General features: G+C 69.3%; 15 protein-coding genes. 4 read left to right on the forward strand and 11 right to left on the reverse strand.

Annotated elements, in window-relative coordinates:
- Positions 1–912, forward strand: coding sequence for a TIGR03564 family F420-dependent LLM class oxidoreductase (locus ON22_RS09150; RefSeq protein WP_197039683.1), 912 nt, complete (start codon positions 1–3; stop codon positions 910–912).
- A gap of 14 nt (positions 913–926) precedes the next feature.
- Here the strand turns inward: ON22_RS09150 and ON22_RS09155 are convergent, their stop codons facing one another.
- The gene (locus ON22_RS09155) at positions 927–1,415 is read right to left on the reverse strand and encodes a polyadenylate-specific 3'-exoribonuclease AS (RefSeq protein ID WP_033245090.1); all 489 of its coding nucleotides are present in this window, start codon (positions 1,413–1,415) and stop codon (positions 927–929) included.
- Between the two features lie 126 nt (positions 1,416–1,541).
- Between ON22_RS09155 and ON22_RS09160 the strand changes: the two genes are divergently transcribed.
- On the forward strand, positions 1,542–2,927 hold the full coding sequence (locus tag ON22_RS09160; protein WP_033245091.1) for a class II 3-deoxy-7-phosphoheptulonate synthase: 1,386 nt from the start codon (positions 1,542–1,544) through the stop codon (positions 2,925–2,927).
- 26 nt (positions 2,928–2,953) lie between these two features.
- On the opposite strand, the gene pknB is transcribed toward ON22_RS09160, so the two are convergent.
- Entirely contained in the window at positions 2,954–4,867 is a 1,914-nt protein-coding gene (gene pknB / locus ON22_RS09165) for a Stk1 family PASTA domain-containing Ser/Thr kinase (RefSeq protein ID WP_051157344.1), read from the reverse strand.
- A 141-nt stretch (positions 4,868–5,008) separates the two neighbouring features.
- Between pknB and ON22_RS09170 the strand changes: the two genes are divergently transcribed.
- On the forward strand, positions 5,009–5,377 hold the full coding sequence (locus ON22_RS09170; RefSeq protein ID WP_033245093.1) for an Rv2175c family DNA-binding protein: 369 nt from the start codon (positions 5,009–5,011) through the stop codon (positions 5,375–5,377).
- 78 nt (positions 5,378–5,455) lie between these two features.
- On the opposite strand, the gene ON22_RS35560 is transcribed toward ON22_RS09170, so the two are convergent.
- The 4 genes from ON22_RS35560 to ON22_RS09190 form a co-directional block, all read right to left on the reverse strand.
- On the reverse strand, positions 5,456–6,574 hold the full coding sequence (locus ON22_RS35560) for a phytoene/squalene synthase family protein (RefSeq protein ID WP_081595439.1): 1,119 nt from the start codon (positions 6,572–6,574) through the stop codon (positions 5,456–5,458).
- Between the two features lie 422 nt (positions 6,575–6,996).
- Positions 6,997–8,679, reverse strand: a complete 1,683-nt coding sequence (locus tag ON22_RS09180) for an alpha-(1->6)-mannopyranosyltransferase A (protein ID WP_081595435.1) — start codon at positions 8,677–8,679, stop codon at positions 6,997–6,999.
- Positions 8,680–8,737: 58 nt separating this feature from the next.
- A complete protein-coding gene (gene crtI, locus ON22_RS09185; RefSeq protein WP_051157345.1) occupies positions 8,738–10,324 on the reverse strand; it encodes a phytoene desaturase family protein in 1,587 nt (528 codons plus the stop codon).
- Positions 10,325–10,514: 190 nt separating this feature from the next.
- A complete protein-coding gene (locus ON22_RS09190) occupies positions 10,515–11,723 on the reverse strand; it encodes a polyprenyl synthetase family protein (protein ID WP_081595440.1) in 1,209 nt (402 codons plus the stop codon).
- A 128-nt stretch (positions 11,724–11,851) separates the two neighbouring features.
- Between ON22_RS09190 and ON22_RS09195 the strand changes: the two genes are divergently transcribed.
- Positions 11,852–12,853, forward strand: coding sequence for a methylenetetrahydrofolate reductase (locus tag ON22_RS09195; protein WP_081595436.1), 1,002 nt, complete (start codon positions 11,852–11,854; stop codon positions 12,851–12,853).
- A 133-nt stretch (positions 12,854–12,986) separates the two neighbouring features.
- Here ON22_RS09195 and ON22_RS09200 read toward each other — a convergent pair whose 3' ends face one another.
- The 5 genes from ON22_RS09200 to ON22_RS09220 form a co-directional block, all read right to left on the reverse strand.
- Positions 12,987–13,346 carry a hypothetical protein gene (locus ON22_RS09200; protein ID WP_033245418.1) on the reverse strand — a complete coding sequence of 120 codons (360 nt, stop codon included), beginning with the start codon at positions 13,344–13,346 and terminating at the stop codon, positions 12,987–12,989.
- Between the two features lie 101 nt (positions 13,347–13,447).
- Positions 13,448–14,614, reverse strand: coding sequence for a glycosyltransferase family 2 protein (locus ON22_RS09205; RefSeq protein WP_033245419.1), 1,167 nt, complete (start codon positions 14,612–14,614; stop codon positions 13,448–13,450).
- 80 nt (positions 14,615–14,694) lie between these two features.
- Positions 14,695–15,471 carry an LppM family (lipo)protein gene (locus ON22_RS09210; RefSeq protein WP_033245095.1) on the reverse strand — a complete coding sequence of 259 codons (777 nt, stop codon included), beginning with the start codon at positions 15,469–15,471 and terminating at the stop codon, positions 14,695–14,697.
- A 16-nt stretch (positions 15,472–15,487) separates the two neighbouring features.
- The gene (locus ON22_RS09215; protein WP_373280847.1) at positions 15,488–16,321 is read right to left on the reverse strand and encodes a carotenoid biosynthesis protein; all 834 of its coding nucleotides are present in this window, start codon (positions 16,319–16,321) and stop codon (positions 15,488–15,490) included.
- Between the two features lie 5 nt (positions 16,322–16,326).
- Positions 16,327–17,240: phytoene desaturase family protein (locus ON22_RS09220; RefSeq protein ID WP_043739956.1), on the reverse strand; the 914-nt coding region annotated here is incomplete at its 5' end.

The following is a 17,240-nucleotide window of genomic DNA, read 5'->3' on the forward strand; positions in this document are numbered from 1 at the left end:
ATGACTATGCGTATCGGAGTGCTGGTGCACGAACAGGGCAGCACCGTCGACACACTGGTGGAACGCGCCCACGCCGCCGCGGCCGCCGGACTGCGGAGCGTCTGGCTGGGGCAGCACTTCGGCTGGGACGCCCTCACCGCGGCCGCGGTGATCGGCCGGGAGGTACCTGCGGTCGAAGTGGGCACGGCCGTTGTCCCGACCTACCCGCGTCATCCGATGATGCTGGCGGGACAGGCTTTGACCGTTCAGTCGGCCGTCGGGTCCCGGCTGACCTTGGGGATCGGCGTGAGTCATCCGCACATCATCGAAGGGCAACTGGGTTACGACTTCCGACGTCCCGCGCACCATCTCCGCGAATACCTGGACGTGCTGATGCCGCTGCTGCGTGGTGAGGAGGTGGCGTTCACCGGCTCGGAAATAACGGCGGTCGGCCGGATCGGCACCGAGCCGACGCCCTCGCCGTCGGTGCTGATCGGTGCGCTCGGGCCGGCCATGCTGAGGATCGCGGGCGAATCGGCCGATGGCACCGTGACCACCTGGGTCGGCCCGGCGGCGCTGGAAAACCATGTGGTCCCGGTTCTCACCCGCGCCGCCGGCGAGGCCGGTCGCCCCCGTCCCCGCATCGTGGTCTGCCTATTCGTCGCGATAACCGAGGCCGCCGACGACCTCCGGACAGAACTGGCCGGCCGTTTCGGCGCTGCGGGCGGGATCGGCAGCTACCGGGCCGCGATGGAACGCGAAGGAGTCACCGGTCCGGAGCAGACCGCCCTGCTCGGTGACGAGAAGACGGTCGAGCGCCTGATCGGCAGTGTTTTCGCAGCCGGCGCGACGGAGTTGGTCGCCATGCCCGTGGGTTCGGCCGCTGAGCAGTCGCGAACCCTGCAGTTCCTGGGAGCGCTCACGGCTCGGTGAGTAGGCGCTGCGGGTCAGCGGCGCCGGGCTGCCTCGATCGCCTCGAATTTGGCGAGGTTGTGCCGCGCATCGGCCAGGGCGTCGTGTGCGTCACGCGGCGGGGGCGGCAACTCCGGGCGGCCGTGTGCCTCCCAGTGCTGCCGCAGCTCGTTCGTATAGCGGGGCAGGTCGGGCGGTAGATCCACCATCGACCCCCACAGTTGGCACAGCACCACATGGTCGTAGGCACCCACCCACGCCCACATCTCGGGCTGCACGGTCGTGCGCGGGACCAGGAACCGGTGCAGCTCCTCCCGGATCTGCGCCCGGGTCCGCCACAGCGGCGATGTCTGTGGGGGCAGCTTCGGCAGGACATGTTTGCTCACCCAGGGCCCGGCCCGACCGGCATCGAACTCCGAGGAGACGGCATAGAACTCCCGTCCGTCCTCACAGACGACGCCGATCGATACGAGATCGATCACGCGACCGTCCTCGATGAACTCCGAATCGTAGAAATACCTCAAAATCGGTGGGTCTCCTCGGTGGTCGACAGAACGCACCGAGCTTAGTTGTGCCCGGCGACGTGCCGGGGCGCGCCCGCAAACACCTCCGGAAATATCCCCGGATCGGCCACCACTTATCCTGAACTGGTGAATTGGACCGTCGACGTACCCATCGACCGTTTGCCCGAGCTGCCGCCGTTGCCCGCCGAATTGCGTAAACGGCTCGACGACGCGTTGGCACGGCCGGCTCTGCAGCAACCGTCCTGGGACGCCGGCCAGGCGGCGGATATGCGGACGGTGCTGGAGAGTGTGCCGCCGATCTGCCTGCCCGCCGAGGTGGACGAGCTGCGCGAACAGCTCGCCGATGTCGCGCGCGGCGAGGCCTTCCTGATGCAGGGCGGGGACTGCGCGGAAACCTTCGCCGACAACACCGAACCGCATATCCGCGGCAACCTGCGGACGCTGCTGCAGATGGCCGTCGTGCTCACCTACGGCGCCAGCCTGCCGGTGGTGAAGGTCGCGCGGATCGCCGGTCAGTACGCCAAGCCCCGGTCCGCCGATACCGACGCGCTCGGTTTGAAGTCCTATCGCGGCGATATGGTCAATTCACTGGTCGCCGAGGCCGGTGTCCGTCAGCACGACCCGTCGCGCCTGGTACGGGCCTACGCCAACGCGAGCGCGGCGATGAACCTGGTGCGGGCGCTCACCAGCGCGGGTATGGCCGATCTGCACCGGGTGCACGACTGGAACCGGGATTTCGTGGCCCAGTCGCCGGCCGGTGCCCGCTACGAGGCCCTGGCCGAGGAGATCGATCGCGGCCTGCGGTTCATGACCGCGTGCCGGGTCAACGACCCCAGCCTCAAATCGGCCCGCATCTACGCCTCGCACGAGGCGCTGGTGCTGGACTACGAGCGCGCCATGCTGCGTCTGGCCGAGAACTCCGCGGGCGACCCCGTGCTCTACGATCTGTCCGCCCATTTCTTGTGGATCGGGGAACGCACCCGCCAGCTCGACGGCGCCCATATCGCCTTCGCCGAACTCCTCGCCAACCCGATCGGCCTGAAGATCGGCCCGAAGACCACCCCGGCGCAGGCGGTGGAGTACGTGGAACGGCTCGACCCGAACAACGAGCCCGGCCGGTTGACGCTGGTCTCCCGGATGGGCAATACGAACGTCCGCGAGGTACTGCCGGCGATCGTGGAGAAGGTGCAGGCCACCGGACATCAGGTGATCTGGCAGTGCGATCCGATGCACGGCAACACCCACGAATCGTCCACCGGATTCAAAACCCGCCATTTCGACCGGATCGTCGACGAAGTACAGGGGTTCTTCGAGGTCCACCACGCCCTCGGTACCCATCCGGGCGGGCTGCATATCGAACTCACCGGCGAAGACGTCACCGAATGCCTCGGCGGGGCCCAGGACATCTCGGATCTGGACCTGTCCGGTCGCTACGAAACGGCCTGCGACCCCCGGCTCAACACTCAGCAGTCGCTGGAGCTGTCGTTCCTCGTCGCCGAGATGCTGCGGTAGTTCGCGCGGCATCTTCGGCGGGCGAACTACGGCACTGCGACCAGCGATACCGAGGCACCGGATTCGACGTTCGCGTTGGCAGCGGGCCGTTGCGAGATCACGACCGAAGAGTCCAGCGGTGCGAACTGTCGCACCTCGACCTGCAAACCCAGGCCTTCCAACGTGCTGCGGGCTTCGCTGACGGATTTGCCGACCACCGACGGCATGGTTACCGCCTCGGAAATCATCAAGGTGACCGAGGAACCGGCGTCGACGGTGGTGCCGACGCCGGGTTCGGTGCCGACAACGCGGCCCACTTCCACCAGTTCGTCGTAGACCTGCTGCTCACCGGCGACGGTGAGACCGAGGTCCTCGAGTTTCTTGCGGGCCTGCTCCGGGGTGTCGGCGCGTAGATCGGGCAGTTGGACCGGTTCGGATCCATTGCTCATCCAGACCTGCACATGCGCGCCCGCGGGGAGCACGGTGCCGGGCGCGGGATCGATCCGGGCCAGGGTGCCCTCGGGTGCGGTGCTGGCGACCTCGCCCGCGTCGACCGGTTGCAGGCCCTGATCCCGGATCAGCTGCTGGACCTCGTCCCAGTCGGCGCCGGGCGAGACCGCGGGAACTTCCGGTTTACCGCTGGACACCAGGATATCGACGGTCGAGCCCTTGGTCTCGCGAGCACCCGGCCCCGGATCCGTACCCACCACACCACCGACGGGCACGGTATCGGAGGCCTTGTCCCGGGTTCCGGTCTCGAAACCGGCCTCCTGGAGTTCCACGGTGGCCTGCTCGAGCGTCATCCCGGCGACCGAGGGCACCGAGTTGTAGCGGCCCATACCCAGCCACCAGCCGCCGATCCCGACCAGCAGCGTCAATACCACCACCGCGGCCGTCCAGATCATCCCGTTGCGGCGCTTGGCGGCGTGACTTTCCTGGAAGGAGTTGTGCTGAGTGGGGCGCTGCGGCGGAATATAGGCTGGCGGCGGGGGTTCGTTCCGTGGCTGCGCCGTGGTCACCATCCGGGTCGGATGTGGGCCCTGCGCCGCGACGGGTTCGGGCACCGGACGAGCGACGGGATGACGGGCGCTGGTGTGTTCCGCCGATTCCTGCGGCGCGGGAACCCGGTAATCGGGCAGGTTCAGCCGCGCGGCAATGGACCGTAGTTCGGCCACCATCTCCGTGGCGTCGGCGAACCGGTGCCCGGGTTCGCGAGCGGTCGCGCGGGCGACCAGCCGGTCGAATTCGGGCGGCACCCCGGAGATGAACTCGCTCGGGCCCGGAACATCGTTCTCGACCCGCTGGTAGGCCACCGAGAGCGAATTGTCGCCGGTGAACGGCACCTTCCCGGTGAGTAGTTCGAAGATCAGGATGCCGAACGCGTACACATCACTGCGGGCATCGGCGCTACCGCTGGTGACCTGTTCGGGCGAGAGATAGGCGGCGGTGCCCAGGATGACGCTGGCCGAGGTGGTGTTGGCGGCCGCGACGGCGCGGACCAGACCGAAGTCGGCGATCTTGACATCGCCGCCGTCGGAGATGAGCACATTCTCCGGTTTCACATCACGATGCACGAGACCGGCCCCATGCGCGACCCCTATCGCGGCCAGCACCGGTTCGGCGACGGCGCGGACCGCATGCGGCGGCATCGGCCCGCGTTCGCGCAGCAGTTCCCGCAGCGTCCCGCCCTGGACCAGTTCCATCACGAGGAACGGGTACTCGCCGTCCACGCCCTGGTCGTACACCTCGACGAGGGAGGGGTGTTTCAGCCCCGCCACCGCACGCGCCTCGAACTCGAACCGGGTCAGGAACTGCGGATCACCGGCGAACTTGGGATCCATCACCTTGATGGCGACCTGCCGGCCCAGCCGCGTGTCCACACCCCGGAACACCATCGACATCCCGCCCCGGGCGATCGGCGCGTCGATCCGGTAGCGCCGATCCAGTACGGCGCCGATCAATTCTCCTCCGGCTGTCACGAACCTCTCCACCCTCGTACCGCGTCCACACGGTCGCCGCCGCTGCGGCTCCCACATGTTATCGGCCGAACCGGTGCGGGTGTCTCACCGCGTGCGAACGACCGCCGTCTACGGTTGTCTTCCGTGAGTACCTTTCCTTGCAGTGCCGATGTCCTGCCCGCCTCGGTACCGCTGCTCTCGTTACCCGATGTCGCGAAGAACCTGGGTGTCGTGGTGACCCGGGTGCACCAGATGCTGCGGGACAACCAGCTGCTCGCGGTGCGCCGGGACCGCGTGGTGGGGATCCCGGAGATCTTCTTCGACGAAACGGGTGCGGTACTGAAATTCCTGCCGGGCCTGATCACGGTGATGCGTGACGCCAAGTACACCGACGAGGAGATTCTGGAATGGATCTTCACCGACGACGACACCCTGCCCGGTAAACCGGTTGAGGCGTTGCACGGCCCGCTGGCCCGCGAGGTACTGCGCCGCGCGGCCGCCGACCCCTTCTGACACTGCCTCTCCGCTCCGTGCTCTGAGGAGCGGCAACGCCGGTCTCCCGGCCGCACGCATCGCCCAGGACGCGTAGGGCTACCGGCGCAGCGCGGCGCGGGCCGCCAGTCGCAGTCGGCGCGGGCCCGGGACCACGGCGCGCTGTGCGAACACGTCGTAACCACCGTCTTCGATGCGGTCCAGGATGGCCGCGTACACGGTGGCGGCTGTGCGTATGCCAGGGCGTACGCGTGGGCTGAGTAACTCGATGCCCGGATCCGCGCGGCGGTAGAGGTCGCGGTTGACGGCGATGAGGTGCGCGAGCGCGCGGCTGACTCGGCGATCGGTGCTGCGGGTTCGATGGCAGTACACCAACAGCTCCTCGTCGACGCCGAACGCGGCGAGTTCGTCGGCGGGCAGGTAGATGCGGTTGCGGTCGAGGTCTTCGCCGATATCGCGCAGAAAATTGGTGAGCTGGAAGGCGTTGCCCAGAGCAGCCGCCGCGGGTTCGGCCGCCGCCCGGGGGACGACCGTTCCGAGTACCGGAAGCAGCTGCAGACCGATGGCCGCCGCCGATCCGCGCATGTATTCGTCCAGGGCAGCCATGGTCGGGTAGCGGTTCCGGAACAGCGGTGAACCGGGGGCGTCCATACGCATGGAGTCCAGGAACGTCCAGAAGTACCGCGGATCTACGTCGAACCGGGTGACGGTGTCGGTGAGTGCCAGGGCGATCTGTCCGAACCCGGCGGGCAGCTCGGCGAGTCGGGGCGGGTCGAGCGGGGTGCTCGGGCCGGGCGGGGCTGGGGCGAGTGGCGTGTACTCGCCGGGCCGGGCGGAGTCGAACGAGGTGGCAGCGGTCGGCCGGGGGGAGTCGAGTCGCCGGTTCGCGGTCGACCGGGGTGAGTTGAACGGCGCGGTCGTGCCGACCTGTGGTGACTCGGCCGGGACGGTCGCGCTCAGGTCTGGCGGGACGAACAGGAGGGGCGCAGCGGACGGTGACCACGCGGTGCGCAGCGCGTACTCGACGGCGTCCAGCACGGCCGCCGGGGAATCCCGGCGCACCGGGCCGTCGACGATATCGTCGACCATTCGCGCGAAGGCGTAGAGGGCGTGGACGGCGGGGCGCCGCTCGGCGGACAGCAGCCGGGTCGCCAGGTAGTAGGTGCGTCCGTGGACGGCGGCCGTCCGGCGACAGCGTTCGTACGCCCCGCGCAACATTTCGGGGTCGGCGATGCGGTGGGAACCGGTGGTGTAGGCGGCTGCGGCCGGATGCTCACGCGGTTCCGGGCGGGCAAGGTGATCGATATCCTCTCCGCTCACCGTGGGACCGGTTGATCGCCCGTGCGTGGCTGCGGCGTTGTGCTCCGTTCGGGGCGTGGAGTCGCGTGTGGTCGGGGGCGCGGTGCTGTGCCCAGTGGGAAGCGCAGTGGTGACACCGGGACCGTGCTCGGTACCGGAGGCAGTGGGTGGGCTGCCCTGCACATTCCTCGACACGCGATTCGACGGAGGCTGCGCCGTCGACGCCGGTGTCGCCGACTGCGGCGCTGTTGCGGACCGGGCGGGTGCTGCCGGGGCGGCTTCGGGCTGTCCAGCGGCGTGGAGACCGAGTTCGCTGAAGGGTTTCGGGCCGTGTTCGGCGTTCACGGTCCAGTGGTGACAGTGGGTGTCGTGACTTGCCGGGGCGTTCCGCGCAGGCGTAGCGGATCCACCGTCCGCAGCGAGAGTGCGGCGACGACGGCGGCGAAGGTCGCGGCGGCGACATGCCAGAAGTTGTAGAGCCCGATCGAACCGTCCGGCTGGAACACCAGCATCAACCAGGTGCAGATGCCGACCAGCGTCATGAGCGTGGTGGTCGACAGCGCGAATCCGGCGGCCAGCGCCAGCGGCCACGAGTAGTACCAGGGCAGCGCGGCCGGCGACAGGATGACGATCGCGACGAATGCGATCAGGATCCCCAGCACCGCATCGCGTTCGGTGAGTTTGAACCGCCACCAGGTCCACACCAGCAGGCCCAGGAGCGCGGCCATGCACAGTAAGCGGGTCACCTCGAGGGTCGAGCCGAGCTCGAAGGGGGTGATCCAGGTGGTGATATGCGCCAGGATCGTCGGCAGCGACAGCCAGTTGATGATCTTCTGCGACCCGGACAGCGCAGTGAGCCAGCCGATCCCCACCCCGGCGATCGCGGACGCCGCCACGAACACCACGGCGAACACCGCCAAACCGAGTGAGGCGATCTTGGCGAACATCTTCCAGTGGTGCGCCAGGAATTCCCGGCTACTCGTCGCGAGCGCCGCCCGCTGACCGTCCTCGGCGCGTCTGTCGCGTTCGTGCAGCATCCAGATCCACACGAGGAACGGCAGCGCCACACCGGCGGTGGCCTTGATCGCGACCCCGATGGCCACCACCACGATCCCGGCCACATGATGACGTTCCAGGACCAGCGCGATCCCCGCGCACATCAGGCCGACCATCAGCATCTCGTTGTGCACGCCGCCGATCAGATGGATCAGGACCAGCGGATTGAGCACGGCCAGCCACAGCGCGACCGTGGGCCGGCCACCGAGATGTTTGGTCAGATACGGCACCGCCCACATCATCAGCACCAAGCCCGGCAGCATCACGAACCGGAGCGCGATGGTGCCCGCGACCACGCTGTCACCGGTGACCGCGGTGATGGCGCGACCCATCAGCAGGAACACCGGACCGTAGGGGGCGGTGGTGGTGGTCCAGACGGTGCTCACGTTGTCGAGCAGGATGCCGGGGTTGGCGACGGGGCCCACCTGATACGGGTCGAAACCGTCCCGCAGCAGCGCGCCCTGGGCGAGGTAGGAGTAGGCGTCACGGCTGAACATCGGTACCGCGAACATCAGCGGGGTGATCCAGATACCGACGATGGCGCGTAATTCGTTGAGGCGCACATCGCCGGAGTGACCGCCGAAGCCCAGCGTGATACGGCCCAGCCGCACCCAGGCGGCCACCATCATCAGCACGCCGGCCCATACACAGATCATCGACAGCGCGTACCCGTGGCCGAATCGCAGCCAGGACAGGTGCACCGCTTCGAGTATCGGATCGCGTTCGCGCACACTGCCGGCCCCGAACCCGCCGAAGGTGATCATGATCGCCCCGGTGAAGCCGAGAAGCGCCGCATGCCCTTCCGGGCTGCGCAGGAAATCGGCGCAGAACCGCAACCAGCCCAGCACGCCGGGCGCGAAACCGTCCCGGCCGGAGACCCGTGTAGGAGCGGGTGCGGCCGGTGCGGGAGCGTCGGCGCCGGGGAGCTGGACGGCGGTGGCGGCGGTGTGTGTATAGGGGGCTGGCATCAGTTGTCGGTCCCCCCGGGTGGTCGGCGGTCGCAACCGCAGGCGAATAGGTCGGCGCTCAGTTTACGGCTTCCCTCCGGGAAGACAGCCGGACGGTCGCGGAGGCACGCGTCCGGACTCCGCGATTCTCGCCCACAATGCGCTGTGCCGCGAGTTTTCCCGACAGCAGCGCGGTGGGAACTCCGACACCCGGAGTGGTCCCGCAACCTGCCAGGACCACGTTCTCGCTGCCGCGCGGGAAGTTGCGCGAACGAAACGGGCCGGTCTGGCGGAACAGGTGCGCCGCGGAGAAAGGAGTCCCGGCGATCATGCCCTGATCCCGCCACGTCGCGGGCGTGTCGAGCCGGTCGACGACGAATTCGCTCGTAATCCGGTGGTATCCCCGCGCTTCCAGTACCGAGAGGAGTTCGCGCAGATAGGCCGGACCCAGCCGGTTCCAGTCCAGCGGCGCCGAATCCAGGTTCGGACACGGTGCGAGCAGTGAGAACGGTTCATAGCGGACCCCATCGTGAGTGAGGTACAGGCCGGGGTCGCTCAGGGCGGGGCGGGTCAGCAGTAGTGACGGGTCGCTCATCGGCCGGCCACCGCGCCGCGCGGTGATCTCGCGGAAGGTCTGCGCCCAGGCGGCACCGAAGTCGATCGTGTGATGCGCCTGCACGGGCCACTGTCCGGCCACAGTGACCGGTACGAGCCCATGCGCGACCACCGCCGACGGCGAGGCCCGCAGACCGCGCCGCGGCCGGACCCCGAAACGGTCCAGCGATCCGAGATCCGCGGTGAGCACGACCGCGTCGCAGGGCAGGGTCCGGCCACCGGCCGTGATCACTCGCTGCGCCCGGCCCCGGTGGTAGTCGATACCGGTCACCTCCGTGCCGAGTTCGAGCCGGCCGCCCGCGGCGGTGAACGCCCCGGCGAGAGTATCGGCGACCGCGCGCATACCGCCCTCGGGGAAATAGACGCCCAGACCTGTATCCATATGAGGAATAGCGCCGTACACGCCCAGCGCCTGGGCGGGCGCCATACCGGCGTACAGCGCCTGGAAGGTGAACAGGCGGCTCAACCGGGGGTCGCGCAGGGTACGGGCGACGCGCCGGCCCAACCGGCCGAACGCTCCGAGCGCGACGAGGTCGAGCAGAGCCGCGCGTTTTGCCGGAATCCGGACCAGATCCATGGGCGAATCGAAATTTGCGGCCAGGAATTCGTCGTATTCGGCGCGGTATACCCGACCCAGCCAGTCCCGCAGCCGACGGTAGCGCACGGCCTCGTCCGGCCCGCAGACCCGCGTCACCTCCGCGCTCATCCGATCGGCATCGGAGAACACGCGCAGATCGGATCCGTCGGCGAAACGGGCGTGATACGCCGGAGCCAGCGGCCGGATCCGCAACGGGGGCATCGCGGTATCGGTATCGAGACCCACGGCGGCCAGCGCATCGTCCACGAGTTCGGGCAGGGTGAGGATGGTGGCGCCGGAGTCGATATCGTAGCCGTCGAGCCGGTAGCGTCCCATCCGGCCGCCGGGGTGATCGGCGCGTTCCACCACGGTGACGGAGCAGCCCGCACCGGTCAGATACAGCGCCGCCGACAAACCGGACAGCCCGGCGCCGACCACGACGACACGCTCTATGGGGCCACGCACAGTCCTCATCGGAGCCCACCGAACGCCGGCCGCGCCACCGCCTCCGGGCGCGAACCGCTGATGCTGAACACGTACGAGGGGCCTGCACGGTGACGTTGCGCTGCCGCGCCCGGGGGCGAACTGCTCATGCTGTGTCGATGGGGATTGTGCAGGAGTCTTGCGTGGTGACGCTGTGCTACCGCCTCCGGGCCCGACGCGCTCATGCCGCGCGCCGAGTGGCGGCGAGCGCCATCGCCTTCAGGCGGTCTTTGGCCTCGAGGGTGGCGGAGCTTGCATCGATCGCGGCTAGGCCCTGGTCGGTGAGTTCGGCGATCCGGGTTTCCACGGCGTCGACCGCGCCCAGCTCGACCAGCAGTTCGCGCAGTTCGCCTACCTGCTCGTCGGACAGGTCGGTGCCGATGGCGGCGCGTAACCGGTCGCCGGCGGCGGGGTTGTCCGCGCCGGCCCGTTGCAGCGCCTCGGCGACCAGGACGGTGCGTTTGCCCTCGCGCAGATCGTCACCGGAGGGTTTTCCGGTGACCTCCGGATTCCCGAACACACCGAGCAGATCGTCGCGCAACTGGAAGGCGATCCCGATATCGGTGCCGTAGGTGCGGTAGGCGGCGATCAGATCCGCATCGGCGTCGGCGAGGGCCGCACCGAGGTGCAGGGGGCGCTCGACCGTATAGGCCGCGGTTTTGTACCGGTTGATCCGCAGAGCCGCCGCCACCGATTCGTCGCCGCTGGCTTCACCGTGCACATCGAGCAGCTGACCGCCCAGCACCTCGGTGCGCATCCCGGCCCAGACCGGGGCGAACCGCCCCAGTGCCGCCGGGTCCAGGCCACTGCCGTGCACCATATCGTCGGCCCAGGCCAGGGCCAGATCACCGAGCAGGATCGCCACCGATTCGCCGTAGTGTGCGGAATCGCCGGTCCAGCCCTGGTGGTGATGGCGCTGTTCGAAGTCCACGTGCACGGTGGGGAACCGGCGGCGGGTGCGGGAGCAGTCGATGATGTCGTCGTGGATCAGCGCGCACGCCTGCACCAGCTCGAGCGCGGCACAGGCCTGGAGTACGGCCTCGGCCTGAGCGCCGGCCGGGTCACCGCCGGCACCGAGCCAGCCCATCCAGGCGAAACCGGGCCGGGTGCGTTTACCGCCGCGCAGAACGAACGATTCGAGCGCGCCGACCGCGTCGATGAATACCGGACCCAGTTCGGTGACGGCTTCTGCGCGGGTGGCGAAATAGCCGGTCAGGGCCTGTTCGACGGCGGTCGCGAAGGCCGCTGTCCCGGGGACGGCCGAGAGGGGACCCGGACGGGTCGGGGTTTCGGTTCCGGTTCCGGCGGACAGGATGACCTCCCAGATCGTTGCTCGCCATGGGCGCCGGCCACCGAGATCGCCCGCAGGGTCCCTCCGATGGTGTCCCATGGTCACCCGCCGTGGCGACGGGACCTGATCGCAGAATACGCGCGCGCGGGCGGCGGCCCCGATTCGGTGGGCGGTGCTCACAGCGAGCGGGGGCCGCCCGGACTCGGGTACGGCTTTAGACTGGCCCGGTGACTTTCGACTACGCGCGGGGACTCCCGACCCCTGGCCGGCCGTCCCCCACGTCACCGGACGTCTCCGCGACGCCTTCGGTCGTGCAGAGCCTGAAGCGGCACGCGGGTGGCGCCGTGCCCTTCTCGGTGGAGTTCTCCCCACCCCGCGACGAAGCCGGTGAGCAGCGGTTGTGGCGTGCGGTGCGCACCTTCGAACGGATGCATCCCGCCTTCGTCTCGATGACCTACGGCGCCGGTGGCAGTACCCGCGATCGCACGGTGCGGGTCACCGGGCAGCTCGCCCAGGAAACCACCCTGCTGCCGGTCGGGCATCTCACCGCGGTCGGGCACAGTGTCGCCGAGCTGCGGTCCATCGTCGGTGCCTACGCGGACTCGGGGATCAGCAATATCCTCGTACTGCGCGGCGACCCGCCGGGCGATCCGCTGGGGGAATGGCAGAAGCATCCCGACGGCGTGGAGTACGCCGAAGAACTGGTGCGGATCGTGCGCGACCTCGGCGATTTCCATGTCGGGGTGGCCTCGTTCCCGCAGGGGCACCACCGTTCGCCGGACCTGGATTGCGATACCGCCTACCTCGCCGCGAAACTGCGTGCGGGCGCGGAATATTCGATCACCCAGATGTTCTTCGATGTCGACGACTATCTGCGGTTGCGTGACCGGATCGCCGCCTTGGACCCGGTCGAAGGCGCCAAACCCATCATTCCCGAGCTGATGCCGATCACCTCGCTGCGCACTGTGGAGCGAGCCGAACAGCTGTGCGGCCGCCCACTTCCGGAGCCGGTCCTGGAGCGGTTGCGCCGCGCCGCGGGATCCGGTGCGGAGGAGGATCGCGCCGCGGTCCGCGCCGCCGGGATCGAGATCGCCACCGAAATGGGTGAACGACTGATCGCCGAAGGCGCCCCCTGCCTGCATTTCATCACCCTGAATTTCGCCAAGGCCACGAGCGAGGTGCTGACCAACCTCGGTTACGGAGTCACCGCGGCACCGCTGAGCGCCTGAACCTCGGATACCGGCTCGGGGTGGACGGGCAGGCGCGATCACGAACGAGCTGGCCGACAGAATCGCGATGTGGGGGGCCTGCGGGTCTGCGGGCCGATACCGCTGTGTTCGGAATTGCGGCTGGGAACTGCCGCTAGGCGAGCGGGGCGTGGACGCGGATCGTCGTCCGTTCGCCCTGGCGGAGAACCTCGAGGGCATGGTCGTCGTGGCGCAGGATCAGCCCGGGTGCGCCGTCCACGGGATCGAGGATCTCGATCCCGGCGATCCGGGCGCCGTCGTGGTCGAGTCGGTCGCCCGGTTTGGCGGCGATGAATACTCGGCCGTCCACGACCCACCAGGTGCCGGGGATTCCGGGCAGCTGCTCGGGGGATTCGCCGAGGATATGCCGGGCGAGCGGGTCCGTTTCGCGGTGTGTGCTGCGCAGGCGGGTCGAGTAGCGGCTGTGCCACTGTGTCCAGTCGGTATCGACACTGGGATGGACGGCGATGGTCATACGAGCCTCCTCGAACCCGGCCGGAAAGGGCCTGTTGCCCGCCGATCGGTCCGGGCCGGTTCATCATCCGGCCACGGGAACGTCGGGCACAAGACTGAAAATCAAGGTGAGTTCAGCTCTTTTCCGGGCCGGAGAGTACGTCCTTTCCAGGTCAGAGCGTTGCGGCGCCGATCGCGGTGTGAGCGTGCCCACAGCAAGAAGTAGGCCGTTATTGCCACTGGGTGGGACGTTGCGGCAGCGACATCGCCGGATTCCGGCCGCCGTCCGGTTTCCAGTCCGCGCGCGAGTAACCGTCCGGCACCGGCGGTGGCGTACCCGAACAGCCCCCACCGGCGCACCGATCCGCGGCCGAGCACGCCGGCCAGCGGAGGCAACCAGTACGCCCAGGCCGCGACCGCCGCGACCGCGAGCCCGCCGGGGATCGAACCGCCGTACGCGGACCACAGCCAGCGCCGGTAGCCCGTCGCGAGTTCGCCTCCACTCCGGTACATCCGTGTCCGGGCCAGATCGCCGGCCGCCGCCAGCCCGGTGCGGTAGCCGCCGCGGCGCAGTGCGCGGGCGATATCGAGGTCTTCGGTGGCGCTGTCCGCTACCGCCGCGTGACCGCCGATCGCACGGTAGGCGGCCGCGTCGAACACCAGGAACTGTCCACACGCGACCACGGTCGAGGTCCGCAATCCGCGATCGGCGCATACCACCGGCAGCGTCGACGCCCACGACCAGCACAGCAGCGGTTGCACCAGGTGCTCGGCGAGGGACCGCGCCTGCTGCTGCGGCCAGGGCGACACCAGCGCGATATCTCGGCGCCGTAGTTCGGTCACCGCCGCAGCGAGGGCGCCCGGCGCGAGCCGGATATCGGCGTCCAGGAACACCAGCACCGTGGTGTCCGCGAGCTGCTCCGCGGTATCGGCGAGCGCCCGGCAGGCCGCGGCCTTGCCGGTCCAGCCCGGCGGCGGGCTTCCGGTCCCGCGCAGCAATGTGCAGCGCGGGTCGCCGTCGATTGCCTCGGCTGCACGTGCGGCGGTGCCGTCCGTGGAGTCGTCGTCGAATACGAGTATCCGCAGCCGTGGGATATCGCTCTGAGCGCGCAGATCGGCGATCAGGGCCGGGATCCGGTCGGCTTCGTCGCGGGCGGGGACACAGACTGTCACCGCCTCGGCGATCGGCGCAGCAGTGTCTGACAGCCTGGGCACGGTGAGCCGGTTCCACACCGTCAGCGCCGCACAACCGGCGGCCAGCCCGGAGCCCACGGCCACCAGCCGTGCCAGTCGCCCGGGCGCCGGCCCGGCGGAGCCTGCTGCGCGAGCCGGTGGGGAGGAGTGTGCCGGTCGGCGCCGCGCGGTGGGCCTCATACGTCGTTCTTGACCTGATCCCACCAGCGGCGCAGCGAGAAACCGGCCGGGGCGCCGGAAGCGGGCGGGTTGCGGTAGAGGTAGGCCAGCGCGGCGACGACGGCCGCGACGGCCAGTGTGATCCCGCCGACGATACCGGCCCAGCCGGCGAACGAGCGGGTGTTCGGATCGGCGTAGCCGACTTCGGCGCGGACCGTGCTCACCTCACCGGCGGGCAGTTTCCAGGTGACCACCGCATCGCCCTCGCGGGTGCCGTTGGTTTTGGCGACCCGGGCCGGGAACGCCACACTCAACTGCACATCCGAACCGTGCGGGGCCAGCGTTTCGAGATCGACGCGGCCGTTGAGGCTGACCAGGTCGCCGTTGCGCTGGAATTTCAGATCGAACAGGCCCTGTGCCTGTTCCGACAGCTGGCCGAGCTGTTCGACCTCGCCGAAGTTCAGGTCGTCGAAGTAGATTTCGCTGCCGACGTAACCGTCCTGGTTGTACGGTTCGATCCGCACTTTGGTGGCCAGTGCTTCCGGAGCGGTGAACTGAGGTCCCTTGTCCTCACTGTTCTCCGGGACGACCGCGGCCACGATCCGGCCCGAGACCCGGTCGTTGGACGACAACCCCATCGACGCCTGGACCCGCAGGCAACCGGCCAGGGCGGGCACCAGCAGTGCGGCCAGTACGATCGCCGCCGTCACCCGCGCCCGCAAGCGGCGCGAGCGCAGAACAGGGACCGGGGAGCCGGGTTTCGCAGTAACGGGACTCGAAGGCACGGATGACATGGTGCCAGGCCGCGACTCACCGACGCCATGCGACGGGCCCGGCCGCGTCGCCGCCTGGCGCGTTGTTGCGTCCGGTCCCGGTGCGAACCGCCCGGACCAGCAGCGGAACCCCGAGCAGGCCCAGCGCGACTCCGCCGTAGCCGGCCGAGTACGGCAGGCCGAGGAAAACCGCGTGTGCCAGCGCGGAACCCAGCCACGTCCACAGGAACATCAGTACCGGTACGCCCAGTCGCCGGGTGGGCGGGGCGGTCCGGTCCCATACGGTCAGCGCACCGGCGATGAGACCGGCCACCAGGAACCAGCCGAGATAGTTCGTCCAGGGGATGGCCGCGAGCCCCGGCAGTCCCGAATCGGTATCGGCCCACTGCCACTGTCCGTCGGCCACCATCTGCGGGTCCAGGAACAGATCCCAGCCCACCGCACCTGCCGAGGTGGCGGCGATCCGCGCCGCAGGCGTACGGCACAGGATCCCCGCGACCACCCAGATCGGATATATCCCGCCGGTCCACGCGAGCGGGACCACCAGCGGCACATCGAACAGTGCCGGGCCCAGCCGCCCGGCCGCGTACTCGTAGGCGCCGAACGGGAATCCGGTGGCGGTGCCCACCGCTTCGGCGGTGAGACCGATACCGGAAACGATCACGCCGAACCCCGCCGCGTACCGCAGACCGCGGGTCATTGCCGCATGGATCAGGGCGGTGCCGGCGGAGGCGAGCACCACCGCCACCGTGACGGCATCGCGGGCGGACCCGTCGGTCAGCGGATACGCGATCTGCACGGCGACGAGCAGGATCAGGCAACCTGCCGGCACCAGCTCACGTGGGCTGTCCACCCGAATCTTCGAGACCACCACGCTCACCTGCGCAGCCACCGCCACCCACGCCGGCCGTCGCGCAGGACCAGCCGCGCCGCGGTACGTCCGCTCGCTCCGGATACCCCGCCGCCCGGATGGGTGGAGGCACCGGTGAGGTAGAGGCCGGGCGCGCCGGGCACCCGCTGCCCGGACAGTTCCGGTAGCGGCCGCCACAGCATCATCTGGTCGAGGCTCATCTCGATATGCATGACATTGCCGCCGCGCAGACCCATCTCGGTTTCCAGGTCGACCGGGGTCTGGATATGGCGGCGCAATACCGTCGCCGCCGCGCCGGGTGCGTACCGGTCCAGTTCACCGATGATCCGGTCGGCCTCGGATTCGGCGTGCGACGCCCAGTGCGTGCCGTCGGCGAGCCGGTAGGGATGCCATTGCGACCACAACGAGAGCTGGTGCTCTCCGGCTGGGGCGATTCCGGGGTCCAGGGCGCTGAAACTCATCCCGAGCACCACCGGCCGCGGTGGGAGCCGGCCGCCGAGGGCATTTCCGTGCGCGAGCCGCAACTCCCGGCGGTCGGTGACCAGTAGTTGCAGACCGGTCGCGGATTCGGCGGGCGTCGCGCCCGGATACTGCGGTAGTGCGCTGGTCGCGGCCCGCACCACCATGCCGATACCGGGACCGACGCGGATCCGGCGCCGCCACGCGTCCAGCGTTTCCTGGTCGAACCCGCCGGCGCCCAGTAGTTCGAGGGTGGTCAGGATATGGGTTCCGGCGATCACGGTTTCGGCAGTGTGCTCGTGCCCTGCGGCGGTACGGATCTGCCACCGGTCGCCGTGGCGGGCGAGCGCGGTGACCGCGTCACCGGCGACGATCTCCCCGCCGTCGGCGCGCAGCCGGGCCACGAGTGCTTCGGTGAGCGCGCCGCTGCCGCCGACCGCGCGGCCGGGCGGCAGGGTGT

Source organism: Nocardia carnea NBRC 14403, from assembly GCF_000308515.1.
Taxonomy (GTDB): domain Bacteria; phylum Actinomycetota; class Actinomycetes; order Mycobacteriales; family Mycobacteriaceae; genus Nocardia; species Nocardia carnea.

Excerpts from the sequence above, each read along its gene's own strand:
- ON22_RS09150 (WP_197039683.1), top strand. The coding sequence starts at position 1 with ATGACTATGCGTATCGGAGTGCTGGTGCACGAACAGGGCAGCACCGTC.
- ON22_RS35560 (WP_081595439.1), bottom strand. The coding sequence starts at position 6,574 with ATGTTGCGCGGGGCGTACGAACGCTGTCGCCGGACGGCCGCCGTCCAC.
- ON22_RS09180 (WP_081595435.1), bottom strand. The coding sequence starts at position 8,679 with ATGCCAGCCCCCTATACACACACCGCCGCCACCGCCGTCCAGCTCCCC.
- crtI (WP_051157345.1), bottom strand. The coding sequence starts at position 10,324 with ATGAGGACTGTGCGTGGCCCCATAGAGCGTGTCGTCGTGGTCGGCGCC.
- ON22_RS09190 (WP_081595440.1), bottom strand. The coding sequence starts at position 11,723 with ATGGGACACCATCGGAGGGACCCTGCGGGCGATCTCGGTGGCCGGCGC.
- ON22_RS09200 (WP_033245418.1), bottom strand. The coding sequence starts at position 13,346 with ATGACCATCGCCGTCCATCCCAGTGTCGATACCGACTGGACACAGTGG.
- ON22_RS09210 (WP_033245095.1), bottom strand. The coding sequence starts at position 15,471 with ATGTCATCCGTGCCTTCGAGTCCCGTTACTGCGAAACCCGGCTCCCCG.